The sequence below is a fragment of the Marinobacter sediminum genome, from assembly GCF_023657445.1.
Classification (GTDB): domain Bacteria; phylum Pseudomonadota; class Gammaproteobacteria; order Pseudomonadales; family Oleiphilaceae; genus Marinobacter; species Marinobacter sediminum_A.
Genome location: NZ_JAGTWY010000001.1, coordinates 1,929,655 through 1,943,608, shown reverse-complemented (window position 1 = coordinate 1,943,608; position 13,954 = coordinate 1,929,655). Strand labels below are relative to the sequence as shown.

The following is a 13,954-nucleotide window of genomic DNA, read 5'->3' as shown; positions in this document are numbered from 1 at the left end:
GGTGCAAGCCGTACGGACATTCACAGGAATTTGTAGTGAGATTTAAATATGGACGGTTTTATTACTTATTATCTGCCGTATTAATTTCTTATGCAATAATAAATCTAATTTCGGTTAATTGGGGGTTTTCTAATTATGACAGGGGGGTAGGACAATTTGATAGGAGCTTAGCAGATGCTCTTTCTAGAATTTCTGTACTTTCTTTGCCCCTAACTTTATTTTACATGGTTTCGTATGATAAAAAGCGGCTCAGCAATTTTGTGTTGGGCGTCCTTTTAACTTCTGTTATTTTGAAGTCAATTTCATTGGGAGATAGAAGGATGCTTTTTTATTATGCTATTCTTTTTGTATTTGTCATTTATAGATATGGTGCTATCGGAAGAGTTGGCTTAAAGTTTATAACAAAGAAAAATATTTTCATTGTTTTAATGTTGTCTTCCTTGCTCGGAGCTTATGTTTTTAGAGCGCTAGGAACGGATAAATTTGAATATATTGGTTTTATGCTCTTGCAAGGAACGTTTGGAGGGCTGGGTATTGGGCACATTTTAGCCGAAGTGAAACAAATTGTTGCTGAGGATACCGGTTACCTTTTTGGTGAGCCATTTTTGAATTATATTTGGGGCGTTTTCGTTCCTAGCTTTGTTTTTTATTTGTTAGGTAGCGATGAGTTTTATTTGAGGTCGTCATATCTATTTAACGATTTATTTAATACGAACGTTAATATGGGGTATGACTTTATGATGCTGGCCGACTTCTATTGGAGTTTTTCATACTTTGGCTACATTTTATACCTCGTTATATTTTATATCGTCTGCAGAGTTACAGTTCGAGGCCAAAATTCCCCTAATAATTTAATGTTCGGTAATGCGGTCCTGTTAGCAATCTTTTTTATTGCTGGGCAAAGATCCGACTTTGGCTTCTTTCTGAAATCCTATCTGTATTCTGCCGTTTTCTATTATGCTTTATGTAAGTTGTCGCCTCGCAAAAAAGTCAAAATAGTTAATTAATGGGTGTTAAATGAATTTGTTGCTTGATGTTGGTTCTATTAAAACGGGAGGTGGGCTTCAGTTAGCCATTAACTTCCTTAAATATCTTGAGTCTAAAGAAGTAAAAAAAAATTTAGAGTCTGTTTATGTGCTACGACCGGAAAAAGGCCCTCTCTCTGATGATAAATACTATGAGTTTGTTTGTGACGGTGTTTTAACTTATCCAGACTCCTACATAAAAAGAAAAATGTTTGAGGTCTTTACGTTGGATAAATTTTTGCGCACGAACAATATCGATATAGCATATACCTTTTTCGGGTCAGGTCTTGGTGATCTTAAAAATGTTCGTAAAGTCGTTTCTGTTGCTTACCCTATAATTTGTTATCCAGATAGCTCATATTGGGACTATTTGCCCTTCTTTAAAAAATTTAAAAAGAAGTTAGTTAATGATTTTAGACGCAATCGCATAAAAAAAGCCGATACGGTCATCGTAGAAACTGAGGTGATGCGTTATAGACTTCACAAGTTCTTAGATTTAGCCTTCTCCAGGTTGACAACTATTCCTCCTTCCCCTTCAAGTTTCGTAAGTGATGTGGGTTATGAAAATAAAGGTGAAGAGAATCGTATTCTGCTTCTTGGAGGGACTGATCCGCATAAAAATTTATGGCGACTTCCCAGTATAAGTAATTCTTTGGAAAAAATTGGGGTAGTAGATTATTGCTTTATTTTATCGGTTTCGGAAGAAGCGTTTGATGATTGCTTGGAGTTGATGGGAGTTGATTTAAAATTTAATCGTGATAAATTCCGTTTTGTCGGTTCCATTCATCCGGAAAAAATAAATGAAATTTATGCCTCTGCGGATTTCTTAATGAATGTGAGCGACCTCGAAAGTTTTAGTAATAACTACATGGAAGCATGGAAGGCGGGTATTCCCTTAATATGCAGTGACAGGGATTTTTCTAGAAATATTTGCAAAGGTTCTGCAGTGTATATCGAGCCCCATGATGCTGAAGGTGCGGCTGAGGGTATTAAATTGTTAATTGATGATAAGAGTTCACAGCAGAATCTGGTAGAAGAGGGAAAAGTACAGTTGTCTAGGCTGCCGACAATCAATGAAAAATTTGAGATGATATTTGGTTTGCTAAAATGATAAATATGCGCAGTTTTTTGGTTGTTTCCTATGAGGCTTTGCAATTTTTTTTATTTTGTTTGCCTCGGTATAAGTTCCTGAATAAGGTAAAGGCCTTTTTTTTAAGACTTAACGGATCAATAGTAGGTAGGCGAGTTGTTTTTTATCCTGGCATTTGGATTGCACCGGGCCGGAAGCTAGTTTTAGAGGATGATGTAGATATAGCCCTAGGGGTATTAATAACATCGTCCGGCGGAGTGGAAATTGGAGCAAGGTCATTGATAGGCTATCGTGCTCAAATTATTTCCGCGAACCATAAAATCCCTAAAAATAGGGGTAGGATTTTCGGTTCCGGACATGATAAGGCAAAGGTTACGATCGGTCGTGATGTGTGGATTGGAGCTAACTGCGTTATTTTGCCGGGAGTAACGATTGGCGAAGGGGCTGTTGTAGCTGCCGGAAGCGTCGTTAATAAAGATATTGAACCTTATACAATTGTCGGTGGCATTCCGGCGAAAAAACTTAAAGATCGTGACTGATTATGAGACAAATTTTACAAAACCTTGCCAATGGCGACACCACATTGACAGATGTGCCTTCCCCAAAAAGCAAACCTGGCTATTTGTTAATTTCGAGTCAACAAACCTTAGTTAGTGCCGGAACCGAGCGGATGCTGGTAGATTTCGGCAAGGCTAACTGGATCAACAAGGCGCGACAGCAACCGGACAAGGTGCGCATGGTGTTGGACAAGGTTCGCACTGACGGCCTGGCCACAACGCTTGACGCGGTGCAGAGCAAACTGGATCAGCCACTGGCACTTGGCTACTGCAATGTGGGGAGAGTGGCGGAAGTGGGGGCTGGCGTTGATGGTTTTGCGGTGGGCGATCGGGTAGTTAGCAATGGCAACCACGCTCAGGTGGTGAATGTGCCTAAAAACTTGTGTGCGCGTATTCCGGACTCGGTGTCTGATGAGCATGCCAGTTTTACTGTGCTTGGGGCCATTGGTTTGCAGGGCATCCGGTTGGTGAATCCCACCTTGGGCGAATGTGTTGTGGTTACCGGCCTGGGGTTGATCGGTTTGCTGACCGTTCAGATGCTGCGGGCGCAGGGCTGCCGTGTGTTGGGTATTGATTTTGATCCAGCCCGGCTGGAAATGGCCAAACGCTTCGGTGCCGAGGTGGTAAACCCCGGTGCGGGCGAAGATGTTCTTTCTGCTGCTACCGCGTTTTCCCGTGGCCGGGGCGTGGATGCGGTAATCATTACCGCCTCTACCAAGAGTAATGAGCCTGTCAGCCAGGCTGCGAATATGTGCCGCCAGCGTGGCCGGATTGTGCTGGTGGGTGTGACCGGTCTGGAGTTGTCCCGTGCGGATTTCTACGAGAAGGAACTGAGCTTTCAGGTCAGCTGCTCCTACGGGCCTGGGCGGTATGATCCCGCCTATGAAGAAGGCGGTCAGGACTATCCTGTGGGCTTTGTGCGCTGGACAGAGCAGCGCAACTTTGAGGCGGTGTTGGACCTGATGGCCTCTGGTCAGCTGGACCTGGAGCCGCTCATCAGCCACCGGTTTGATTTAGTCGACGCGGTGTCGGCCTATGATCTGCTGTCATCCGGTGAATCCTCTCTCGGCATCTTGCTGAAGTATCCGGAAGCGGAAGGTGTTGGCCCAAGGGTTGTGGAGCTGGCGCCCGCCAGGGAAACGCCTGTCGTTGCCAGTGGTGCAGCCGGGGTTGGTTTTCTTGGTGCCGGGAATTACGCGGGGCGGGTTTTGATTCCAGCCTTCAAGGCAGCCGGAGCCGATTTGCAAACGGTGGTAAGCGGCGGTGGTGTCAGCTCCGTGCACTATGGCAAGAAACACGGATTCCGCAATGCCTCAACAGACGGCGCCGCCATGTTGGCGGATGAGGCGGTGAATACCGTGGTCATTGCCACCCGCCACAATGCCCATGCCCGGCAGGTGATTGATGCCTTGCAGGCTGGCAAGCATGTGTTCTGTGAAAAGCCTTTGTGCCTCACCCAGGATGAACTGAAGGCTATAAAAGCCGAAGCCGACCAGCGCCCGGACCAGTTGCTGATGATTGGTTTCAACCGGCGATTTGCGCCTCAAGTTATCACCATGAAATCTCTGCTGGATACCGTTGCAGAGCCCAAGAACCTGGTGATGACGGTGAATGCCGGTGACATCCCCACCGACCACTGGACTCAGGACCCGGAAGTGGGCGGTGGCCGTATTGTGGGTGAGGGCTGTCACTTTATTGATCTCCTGCGCCACTTGGTGGGTGCGCCTATTGTAAGCCATCACAGCGTAGCCCTGGGTCGGCACCCGACCCTCGAGGTGCGGGACGACAAGGCGACCATCACGCTTAGCTTTGCGGATGGCTCTATCGGCACCGTGCATTACCTGGCTAACGGCGACAAGGGCTTTCCGAAGGAGCGCCTGGAGGTGTTCTGTGCTGGCCGGGTGTTGCAGCTGGATAACTTCCGTAAGCTGAAAGCGTTTGGCTGGCCCGGTGCCAAGGACAGCCGGCTGTGGCGGCAGGATAAAGGTCAGAACGCCTGTGCCTCGGCCTTTATAAGTGCAATCAAACAGGGCGGTGCAGCACCGATTTCCCGGGATGAGATTTTTGAGGTATCTCGGGTGACTCTGGAAGTGGCTGAGCAACTGCGCAACTGATCTTTCTCTTCGGTGGCCGGGGCCCCGGCCACCCGCTTTTCTGATTTCACCTGGATGTGTCTTCTTATGCTGATCGACATCATTGCGGGCGCACGCCCGAATTTCATGAAAATTGCTCCAATCATCAAAGCTTTGGAGGACCGGGCTTCGGAAGGTGATGCTTTGCGCTATCGCCTGGTGCATACCGGGCAGCATTATGATGCGCAGATGTCCGGGGCGTTCTTTGAGCAACTTGGTATTCCCAAGCCCGAGGTAAACCTGGAGATTGGTGGTGGCACCCAGGCTGAGCAAGCCGCGGGCATCATGGTGAGCTATGAAAAGCTGCTGATGGAAAGCCCCAGCGCGCTTTGCCTGGTGGTGGGCGATGTGACGTCCACCATGGCCTGTGCCATTGCGGCGCAAAAGCTGAATATCCCTGTGGCGCACGTGGAAGCCGGTATTCGCTCCGGAGACTGGACCATGCCGGAGGAGGTCAACCGCATGGTCACCGACAGTATTACCAACTGGTTCTTTACCACCAGTGAGTGGGCGGGAGCTAACCTGAAAAAAGGCGGGGTTGCGGAAGACCGGATCTTCTTCGTGGGCAACACCATGATTGATACCTTGCTGGCGAACATGCCGCGTTTCAGCCCGCCGGATTTCTGGGAGGAAACGCGGCTGGAGCCGGGTCAGTATTTTGTCGTCACCTTGCACCGCCCGGCCAATGTCGATGCCTCTGGCGCTTTCGCTGAAATGTTGCAGGCCATTGGTGAGAGTACTCGGGGTTTACCCGTGGTGTTTCCGGTGCATCCACGTACGGCTAAAACCCTTCGGGATGTCATCGATCTGCCGGAAAACCTGGTGTTTGTGGACCCTCAGCCTTACCTGCAGTTCAACTACCTGGTGAAAAACGCCAAGGCAGTAATTACGGATTCCGGCGGTATTACCGAGGAGACAACCGTAATGGGCGTGCCCTGCGTGACTCTGCGTGACAACACGGAGCGACCGGAAACGGTGGAAATGGGCACCAATGAGTTGGTGGGAACCAACCCGGCGGCGCTGCGGCCTGCGTTGGATCGGTTATTTGCCGGAAACTGGAAACAGGGCGGTATTCCGCCGCTGTGGGATGGCAAAACCAGTGAGCGCATTGTTGAGGCACTGGAGCAGTTGCTTTGCCGGTGAACAGGTTCCTTAGGTATTGGCACACGCTCCGTTATCTGAGGCCGGTTCAGTTTTATGGCCGCCTTTGGGTTCGGTTATACAACCCCAAACCCTGCCTGGATCCAGCCCCTTTGGTTCGTGCTGTTGGAAGCGAATGGCAGCTGCCCGCTTACCGGGAACCCAGCATGCTGGGGCCAACGCATTTCCGCTTCCTGGGGGAGGAAGGGGAACTCGAGGACATCGGCTGGGACGGGGATGTCCGGAGCAAGCTTTGGCGTTACAACCAGCATTACTTTGATGATTTGAATGCTAAGGGTGCGGGTGATCGTGCCGATTGGCACCGCCACCTCCTGCAGCGTTGGGTGCTTGATAACCCGCCTGCAGATGGCAGTGGTTGGGAACCCTACCCAACGTCACTTCGCATCGTGAACTGGGTGAAGTGGGCGCTTGCGGGGCATTCGTTACCGGATGAATGTAGAGAGAGCCTGGCGGTACAGGCCCGTTGGTTATCCCGGCGGTTGGAAATTCACCTGCTGGGCAATCATCTGTTTGCGAACGCCAAGGCGTTGGTGTTTGCAGGCGCTTTTTTCACCGGCCCTGAAGCCGAGCGGTGGCTGAGAACCGGGTTCCGGATTCTTGAGCGCGAGGTGTCTGAGCAGATTTTACCCGATGGCGGTCACTTTGAGCGCAGCACGATGTACCACGCTCTGGCATTGGAAGACATGCTGGATCTGATGAACCTGCTGCGCAGCCTTGAGCCTGCGGGTGATCTTCAGGATGAACGTTTGCGTACCGAACTGGGGCGGTTTCTGAGCGACTGGCCAGCCCGCATTCAGGCCATGATTGGCTGGCTGAATGCGGTGCGGCACCCGGATGGCGGGATCTCCTTCTTCAACGATGCGGCCGAAGGCATCGCGCCCGGTTGTGAGTCCTTAATGGCTTATGCCCGGCGTTTGGGATTTGAAACTGACACTGTCTTCGGGGAGCTGACGCACCTCATTCAGAGCGGTTATATCCGGATGGCCAATCGGGAGGCCTGTCTGTTTTTTGATGCCGCACCTGTGGGCCCGGATTACCTTCCCGGGCATGCCCATGCCGATACTTTAAGTCTGGAGTTGAGTCTGTTCGGGCAAAGGCTGTTTGTTAACTCGGGCACGTCAGAGTACGGGCTCGGCCAAGAGCGGCTCCGTCAGCGCAGTACGGCAGCCCACAATACCGTCGAGGTAAATGGAACGGATTCCTCTGAGGTATGGAGTGGATTTCGCGTGGCCCGAAGGGCGTATCCGGGGAAGGTTAAAGTCGATGATTCCGGAGGCTGTTTGGAGTCCAGGGCCTGCCATGACGGCTATCATCGCCTGGCCAGTCCGGTGTCTGTATGTCGTGCCATTGCGCTCAATGAAAATCGGTTGGAAATCGAGGATACCCTGGAGGGCCGGTTTGAAGTGGCGGTATGTCGTTTCTATTGCCATCCCTCGGTGAGGGTTGAAAAGGTCGGCCAGAGTGCCCTGGCTCTGCAGTTGCCCGGCAGCCAGCGGGCTAGGGTGAGCTTTGAGGGAGCGGCAAGTATTGAAGTTGAAAATTCCACCTGGCATCCCCGGTTTGGGGTTGCTGAGCCGAACCAGTGTATTGCGGTGAGTTTTAACGGTAGCCGTGTTTTAACCAAGCTTGAATGGAGTCAATGTTGAGAATTCTCTGCCTGTGTTTTTATTTTGAACCGGATCTTTCAGCCGGTTCGTTCAAGAACAGTGCGTTGGTGAAGGAGCTGGCGAAGCAGTTGCCGGAGGGGAGTCAGGTGGATGTTATTACCACCTTGCCGAACCGCTATGCGTCCTTTGCCGCCAGCGCGCCTGAGGACGAGCGGTGGGGTAACATTCGTATCCGGCGGGTGGCTTTGCCTGGTCATCAAAGTGGCATGGTGGATCAGTCGCGCTCGTTTGCGAGTTACGCACGCCAGGTAATGAAGATGACAGCTGGAGAGGACTACGATCTGGTGTACGCCAGTTCTTCACGCTTGATGATGTCTGTCCTCGGCGGTTGGGTCTCCTGGCGCAAAAACATTCCATTTTATCTGGATATTCGCGACATCTTCGTAGACACCATAAAAGATGTTTTGCCCGCCACGATTACCACGTTTGCTATGCCGGTGTTTTCCCAAATGGAGAAGTGGGCGGTGCGCAGGGCGAGCCGGGTGAACGTTGTTTCCGGTGGCTTTGTGCCGTATTTCCAGAAGCACTTTCCCGGGATTGAGCTGTCCGGCTTTACCAATGGCATTGATCAGGAATTTCTGGATGCGGCGCCATCTGACCAAAGCATGCTGAACAAGCCTGTGCCGGAGGTGCTGTATGCCGGCAATATGGGCGAAGGTCAGGGGTTGCACCATATCATTCCACCCCTGGCAAAGCGCTTTGAGGGAAAACTGACGTTTCGGCTGATTGGTGGTGGTGGCCGGTTGCAGCAGTTGAAAGACAACCTCAAGGCGCAGGGCTGCACGAACGTGACTCTGGATGATCCGGTACCAAGGCACGAGCTGGTTAATGTGTACGCTAACGCCGATATTCTTTTTCTGCATTTGAATGACTTCGACGCATTCAAGAAAGTGCTGCCTTCCAAAATCTTTGAATACGGTGCGCTTGGCAAACCGGTATGGGCTGGCGTTGGCGGATTTTCCGCCGATTTCATACGGGAAAATCTGGATAACGCGGCCGTGTTTTCGCCTTGTGATGTCGACGCTGCGGCAGAGTCTTTTCAGGAGCTTGAAATGAAGGTGGCACCACGAAAAGAGTTTACGGAACGGTTTTCCCGCAGCCGGATTATTGAGCGTATGGCGGCCGAAATTATACGGACAGCAGGGTAGGTTCTATTGGTGGTGCAAGTACTTGGATGCTTGGCCTCTTTGTCCTCTTATAATGTGTTATTAGAAGGATTGTATGAAGAAAATTGCAGTAGTTGGTTTGGGCTATGTCGGGCTTCCTTTGGCCGTGGCGTTTGGCGAGAAGCGGGCGGTTGTAGGTTTTGATATTAACGGCAAGCGCATTGCCGAGCTGAGAGACGGCGTGGACTTTACCCGTGAAGTGTCGTCCGACGAGCTGGCGGCGGCGAATCAGTTGTCTTTCGCGAGTTCTCTGGATGATATTGCCGACTGTTCGGTCTATATCGTGACAGTGCCCACACCGATTGACGAGTTCAAAACGCCGGACCTGACCCCGCTGGTGAAGGCCAGTGAGAGCCTGGGCCGGGTGCTCAAGACCGGGGATATCGTGATTTACGAATCCACTGTTTATCCCGGTGCCACCGAGGAAGTTTGTGTGCCGGTGTTGGAGCGGGTGTCGGGCCTGACGTTCAATACCGACTTCTATGCCGGCTATAGCCCGGAGAGGATCAATCCCGGGGACAAGGAGCATCGGGTAACCACCATCCAGAAGGTGACCGCGGGCTCCACGCCGGCCGTTGCCGAGGAAGTTGACGCGCTCTATGCCGATATCATTACCGCCGGTACCCACAAGGCGAGTTCCATTAAAGTGGCGGAAGCGGCCAAGGTGATCGAAAACACCCAGCGCGATCTGAATATTGCCCTGATGAACGAGCTCTCAATGATTTTCACCCGGCTGGGTATTGATACCCATGAGGTACTGGCGGCTGCCGGAACCAAGTGGAACTTCCTGCCATTCAAGCCGGGCCTGGTGGGCGGGCATTGTATCGGTGTGGATCCCTATTACCTGACGCACAAGGCCCAGGCCATTGGCTACCATCCCGAAATCATCCTCGCCGGCCGCCGGGTGAATGACGGTATGGGGTCCTATGTCGCCGCCGAACTGGTAAAAGCCATGATCAAGTCCGGCCAGACCATCGCCAATGCCCGGGTGCTGATGATGGGCTTCACCTTCAAGGAAAACTGTCCGGATCTGCGTAACACCCGTGTGATTGATGTGGTGAAGGAATTGCGGGAGTTTGGCTGTGAGGTGGAGGTCACCGACTGCTGGGCCGACAACGTCGAGGCTGAGCATGAGTATGGCGTCACCCTGGTGGAGGAGCCTGCGCAGGGTGCTTACGATGCGGTGATCGTCACGGTTCCGCACAAGGAGTATGTGGCAGTGGGTGCCGCTGGCCCCAGAGGTTACCTGAAGGGTGGCGGTGTTCTCTATGACCTCAAAGGCGTGTTTCCGTTGGGTGGGGCGGATCTGCGACTTTAAATCAATCGGGTAAGCCTGGAGGCGCAGTTTGGTGAAGAGCGCGTGGTCCAGGCGTACCTTGACTGCCTGCCGGCTTAGAGGTTGTCGTGTCAGTGATTATGAAATTCTGTGCGACTTTCCACGATTCCTTTCTTAGCTGCGGTATGATTAGAATCCTATCTTGAATTTCTTATATGCTTAGTTCCGGATCATATGAACGGCTCTCTGTATCGAACCTGATTCACCTTTAAGTGAGGCATTTGCATGGAAGCGGCTGGCGTTACCGGTCTTATCTCGGGTTTTATCGCGTTTTTGTTCCTGATGGCTTTAAGGCCGTTCGCGGTTCAGGTTGATCTGCTGGATCGGCCGGATGACCGCAAGGCCCATAGTGGGGCGGTGCCATTGGTGGGTGGCCTGAGTGTCTTCTTGGGGCTTGGCGTTGCCTGGCTTCTGGAAATGCCTTTAGCCGAGGGCTACGGTGTGTTCCTGTTTTGTGCCTCGTTGCTGGTAATCATGGGTGCGGTGGACGACGCCAGAGAACTGCCGGCCAAGTTCCGTCTGGGTGGACAGGTCGTATTGGGTGCCGTGCTGGCTTTTGGTTCCGGGAACTCGCTCGAGTCCTTTGGCAATCTGTTCGGGCTTGGCGCCATTGAACTTGGTCTGTTCGGGCCTTTTGTCACCATAGCGGCCATTATTGGGGCAACCAACGCCTTTAACATGGTTGACGGGATCGATGGGCTTGCAGGCAGTCTATCGCTCGTGGCCTTACTGTCCTTATGTTTTCTCTTCTCAACATCCGGCGGTTTCCCGCTGGAGCTGACATTCTCCCTGGCTATTTCGTTTGCGTTGATTCCTTATCTCATGGCGAACCTGCGGCTGTATCCTTTCAAGCGCAGGATTTTCATGGGGGATGCAGGGTCGATGTTTATCGGGTTTGCGTTGGTCTGGTTGCTGGTCCAGGGGACACACCTGGAAGGTGCGGCATTTCGACCGGTCACCGCATTGTGGCTAATTGCGATTCCGTTAATGGACATGGTGGCCATCATGGTTCGTCGGGCGCGAAAAGGGCAGTCGGTGATGAAGCCGGATCGGGACCACCTTCATCATATTTTCATGCGTGCCGGCTTCTCGGATCGTGAAGCCTTGGTGATGATCACGGCAATTGCAATTTTATTGGCTACCATTGGGCTGCTCGGCGAATACTTTCACATCCCTGGATGGATAATGTTCATGGCGTTTATGTGCGTATTTGCCCTTTATGATTGGGCATTGACCCATATATGGCGGTTGTTGATTTCGTATCGGAAGCACTTTGGTGCTCGGCGAACCTGAACGGCTGAGCGCTTAATGACAGTGGAGTTTTTCTTTACTGACAGTATGTGTGCCCTGGTTCAACCCGAATGAGTAGAGCTCATAATCCTTATGGTGACGACGCTGCTTGTCAGCGCATTCTTGGCCCTCTGTCAGAGGTTTACTCCATTGCATAGAATTCTTGTTAAGGCGCAGCGGCCCTGGTCACTCTTATGCCTTCAGGAGTGTGAGATGTTTGATTCCCGTTACTGGGGATACTTGAAATAACATGAAACCCTTGCTGGAAAGACTAATCAACTTAGGCTTGCGGGGCACCACGCTGGTCAGTAAGTTTTTACTGATTTTTTTGCTGGCCCGATTTCTTGAGCCGGCCGAGCTGGGTTTGTACGGGTTGATAACCGTTACAATAAGCTATTCGCTCTATTTTCTGGGTTTCGATTTTTACATTTTTACCACGCGGGAAATACTGAAAACGGAGCCGGAAAACAGGGGGCAATTACTGAAAAGCCAGGCTGGTCTCAGCTTGATTCTTTACAGTGTATTCCTGCCGCTCTCCTCTTGTCTTTTTGCCTTTGGCCTCCTGCCGTGGTGGCTTTTGCCCTGGTTTCTTGCCTTGCTGGTACTGGAGCATATAACCCAGGAACTCAACCGTTTACTTGTGGCGTTATCCCGACAACTAATGGCTAGTTGGGTTCTGTTTTTCAGGGCTGGCGCCTGGTGCCTTCTGGTCGTGGCAGCCATATACCTGAATGAAGACCAACGCAACCTTCAAACTGTATTGGCTAGCTGGATTCTGGGTAGTGGCAGCGCGCTGCTTATTGGGCTTGTTGTTATTGTTCGTGAGGACCTCGGAGGATGGCGGCAGCCTGTAAACTGGGCTTGGGTCAAAAAAGGGCTGGGTATCGCGCTCCCGATGTTGCTGGCAACACTCGCCTTGCGTGGTTTATACACCGTAGACCGTTACTGGTTTGAAGCTCTTGCCGGTTTGGATGTTCTGGGGGCGTATGTTTTATATATCGGGATGTGTGGAGCTTTGCTGGCGTTCATGGACGCAGGGGTATTCACTTTTCTTTATCCTGCGCTTATCTCGGCTTACGCCAACCAGGATGCGGCGGGTTTCAGAGCGAAGTTCCGGCAGATGGCTCTGCAAACTGGTGTGCTCATTCTGATTTTCTCCTCGGTTGCTTGGTTGGCTGTCGAGCCACTACTGCAATGGCTTGAACGCCCACTTTATCAGGAGTATCAGCATTTGTTCGGCTGGCTGCTGTTTGCTAATGCTTTATTTGTAACTAGCATGGTGCCTCATTACGCTCTTTATGCCAGAGGTAAAGATAAGCCGCTTATTATTGGCCATCTGGTAGGCTTTGCCGTTTTTACCATGGCGACTCCAGTGTTTAGCCTTTTCACCAGTGAACTTGCAGTTCCGCTCGGTCTTATCACAGCCTTCGGATTCATCCTTGGGTGGAAAACCCTACAGTTCTATCGATTAACACCCGCCGACTGGCGGTGATACCATTCGTCCTCAAGCAAATATCTAGAGAACGTGATTATGCTCAGAAACTCCACCATCCTGGTCACCGGCGGCACCGGCTCCTTTGGCCACAAGTTCATCCCCATGACCCTCGAGAAATATAACCCGAAGAAAATCATCGTTTTCTCCCGGGACGAGATGAAACAGTGGGAAATGGCCAAGCTGTTCCAGGGCGACGACCGCCTTCGTTTCTTCATAGGCGATGTGCGGGACAGAGACCGCCTCTACCGTGCACTGGATGGCGTGGATTACGTAGTACACGCAGCTGCCACCAAGATCGTACCGACGGCCGAGTACAACCCGTTCGAATGTGTAAAAACCAACATTCACGGCGCTATGAATCTGATCGATGCAGCAATCGACAAAGGCGTGAAGGGCGTAGTGGCACTCTCGACAGACAAAGCCAGCAGCCCCATCAATCTCTATGGCGCGACAAAGCTGGCTTCGGACAAATTGTTTGTAGCGGGCAACTCCTATTCCGGCGGCCATGAAACGAAATTTTCCGTTGTGCGTTACGGCAACGTAATGGGCTCCCGCGGCTCTGTAATTCCGTTCTTCATGTCGATTAAAGACAAAGGCGTACTGCCCATCACAGACCCCCGCATGACCCGTTTCATGATCAGTCTGGAGCAGGGCGTAGAACTCGTATGGCATGCCTTCGAGGATATGGTTGGTGGGGAAATCTACGTTAAGAAGATCCCCTCGATGAAAGTGACCGATCTGGCCCGCGTGGTTGCACCGGATGCAGAACTGAACAACGTCGGCATTCGCCCGGGTGAAAAACTGCACGAGCAAATGATTGGTGCTGAAGACTCCTACTTTACCTACGAGTACCCGGAACATTTTAAAATCCTGCCCAACATCAATAACTGGGGTACAAGTAAAGAGCGAATCAAAGACGGTAAACTTGTGCCCGAAGGCTTTATCTACGCCAGTGACAACAATGAAGAGTGGATGACAGACGAAGAGCTTCAGGCCTGGATTGATCGTCACAACAACGAAATCGGCAAGATCTGA

11 protein-coding genes are annotated in these 13,954 nt (G+C 51.4%); all 11 read left to right on the top strand.

What is annotated here, in order from left to right; all coding sequences use genetic code 11:
- Window positions 1-35: 35 nt before the first annotated feature.
- The 11 genes from KFJ24_RS09235 to pseB all read left to right on the top strand — a co-directional run bounded on the left by KFJ24_RS09235 (window position 36) and on the right by pseB (window position 13,954).
- The gene (locus KFJ24_RS09235; protein WP_250830781.1) at window positions 36-1,007 is read left to right on the top strand and encodes a hypothetical protein; all 972 of its coding nucleotides are present in this window, start codon (window positions 36-38) and stop codon (window positions 1,005-1,007) included.
- A 10-nt stretch (window positions 1,008-1,017) separates the two neighbouring features.
- Window positions 1,018-2,136, top strand: a complete 1,119-nt coding sequence (locus KFJ24_RS09230) for a glycosyltransferase (RefSeq protein ID WP_250830780.1) — start codon at window positions 1,018-1,020, stop codon at window positions 2,134-2,136.
- A complete protein-coding gene (locus KFJ24_RS18295) occupies window positions 2,133-2,654 on the top strand; it encodes an acyltransferase (RefSeq protein ID WP_434968007.1) in 522 nt (173 codons plus the stop codon). The genes KFJ24_RS09230 and KFJ24_RS18295 overlap by 4 nt, the downstream gene beginning before the upstream one ends.
- 2 nt (window positions 2,655-2,656) lie before the next feature.
- The gene (locus KFJ24_RS09220) at window positions 2,657-4,786 is read left to right on the top strand and encodes a bi-domain-containing oxidoreductase (RefSeq protein WP_250830779.1); all 2,130 of its coding nucleotides are present in this window, start codon (window positions 2,657-2,659) and stop codon (window positions 4,784-4,786) included.
- Between the two features lie 66 nt (window positions 4,787-4,852).
- Window positions 4,853-5,947 (top strand): non-hydrolyzing UDP-N-acetylglucosamine 2-epimerase, encoded by a 1,095-nt coding sequence (gene wecB / locus KFJ24_RS09215; RefSeq protein ID WP_250830778.1) that lies wholly within the window; start codon window positions 4,853-4,855, stop codon window positions 5,945-5,947.
- A gap of 164 nt (window positions 5,948-6,111) precedes the next feature.
- Window positions 6,112-7,611, top strand: coding sequence for a heparinase II/III family protein (locus tag KFJ24_RS09210; RefSeq protein ID WP_250830777.1), 1,500 nt, complete (start codon window positions 6,112-6,114; stop codon window positions 7,609-7,611).
- Complete coding sequence (locus KFJ24_RS09205; protein ID WP_350455573.1) at window positions 7,605-8,780, top strand: glycosyltransferase family 4 protein; 1,176 nt, start codon at window positions 7,605-7,607, stop codon at window positions 8,778-8,780. Before KFJ24_RS09210 ends, KFJ24_RS09205 begins: the two co-directional genes overlap by 7 nt.
- A gap of 73 nt (window positions 8,781-8,853) precedes the next feature.
- A complete protein-coding gene (tviB, locus tag KFJ24_RS09200; protein ID WP_250830776.1) occupies window positions 8,854-10,116 on the top strand; it encodes a Vi polysaccharide biosynthesis UDP-N-acetylglucosamine C-6 dehydrogenase TviB in 1,263 nt (420 codons plus the stop codon).
- 243 nt (window positions 10,117-10,359) lie between these two features.
- A complete protein-coding gene (gene wecA / locus KFJ24_RS09195) occupies window positions 10,360-11,427 on the top strand; it encodes a UDP-N-acetylglucosamine--undecaprenyl-phosphate N-acetylglucosaminephosphotransferase (protein ID WP_250830775.1) in 1,068 nt (355 codons plus the stop codon).
- Window positions 11,428-11,674: 247 nt separating this feature from the next.
- Window positions 11,675-12,916 carry a lipopolysaccharide biosynthesis protein gene (locus KFJ24_RS09190; RefSeq protein WP_250830774.1) on the top strand — a complete coding sequence of 414 codons (1,242 nt, stop codon included), beginning with the start codon at window positions 11,675-11,677 and terminating at the stop codon, window positions 12,914-12,916.
- A 39-nt stretch (window positions 12,917-12,955) separates the two neighbouring features.
- Window positions 12,956-13,954: a UDP-N-acetylglucosamine 4,6-dehydratase (inverting) gene (gene pseB / locus KFJ24_RS09185; RefSeq protein ID WP_250830773.1), complete on the top strand. Its 999-nt coding sequence runs from the start codon at window positions 12,956-12,958 to the stop codon at window positions 13,952-13,954.

Bases quoted from the DNA above. Each gene is read 5' to 3' on its own strand.
- KFJ24_RS09220 (WP_250830779.1), top strand. From the start codon at position 2,657: ATGAGACAAATTTTACAAAACCTTGCCAATGGCGACACCACATTGACA.
- wecB (WP_250830778.1), top strand. From the start codon at position 4,853: ATGCTGATCGACATCATTGCGGGCGCACGCCCGAATTTCATGAAAATT.
- KFJ24_RS18295 (WP_434968007.1), top strand. From the start codon at position 2,133: ATGATAAATATGCGCAGTTTTTTGGTTGTTTCCTATGAGGCTTTGCAA.
- KFJ24_RS09230 (WP_250830780.1), top strand. From the start codon at position 1,018: ATGAATTTGTTGCTTGATGTTGGTTCTATTAAAACGGGAGGTGGGCTT.
- wecA (WP_250830775.1), top strand. From the start codon at position 10,360: ATGGAAGCGGCTGGCGTTACCGGTCTTATCTCGGGTTTTATCGCGTTT.
- pseB (WP_250830773.1), top strand. From the start codon at position 12,956: ATGCTCAGAAACTCCACCATCCTGGTCACCGGCGGCACCGGCTCCTTT.
- KFJ24_RS09205 (WP_350455573.1), top strand. From the start codon at position 7,605: ATGTTGAGAATTCTCTGCCTGTGTTTTTATTTTGAACCGGATCTTTCA.
- KFJ24_RS09210 (WP_250830777.1), top strand. From the start codon at position 6,112: ATGCTGGGGCCAACGCATTTCCGCTTCCTGGGGGAGGAAGGGGAACTC.
- KFJ24_RS09190 (WP_250830774.1), top strand. From the start codon at position 11,675: ATGAAACCCTTGCTGGAAAGACTAATCAACTTAGGCTTGCGGGGCACC.
- tviB (WP_250830776.1), top strand. From the start codon at position 8,854: ATGAAGAAAATTGCAGTAGTTGGTTTGGGCTATGTCGGGCTTCCTTTG.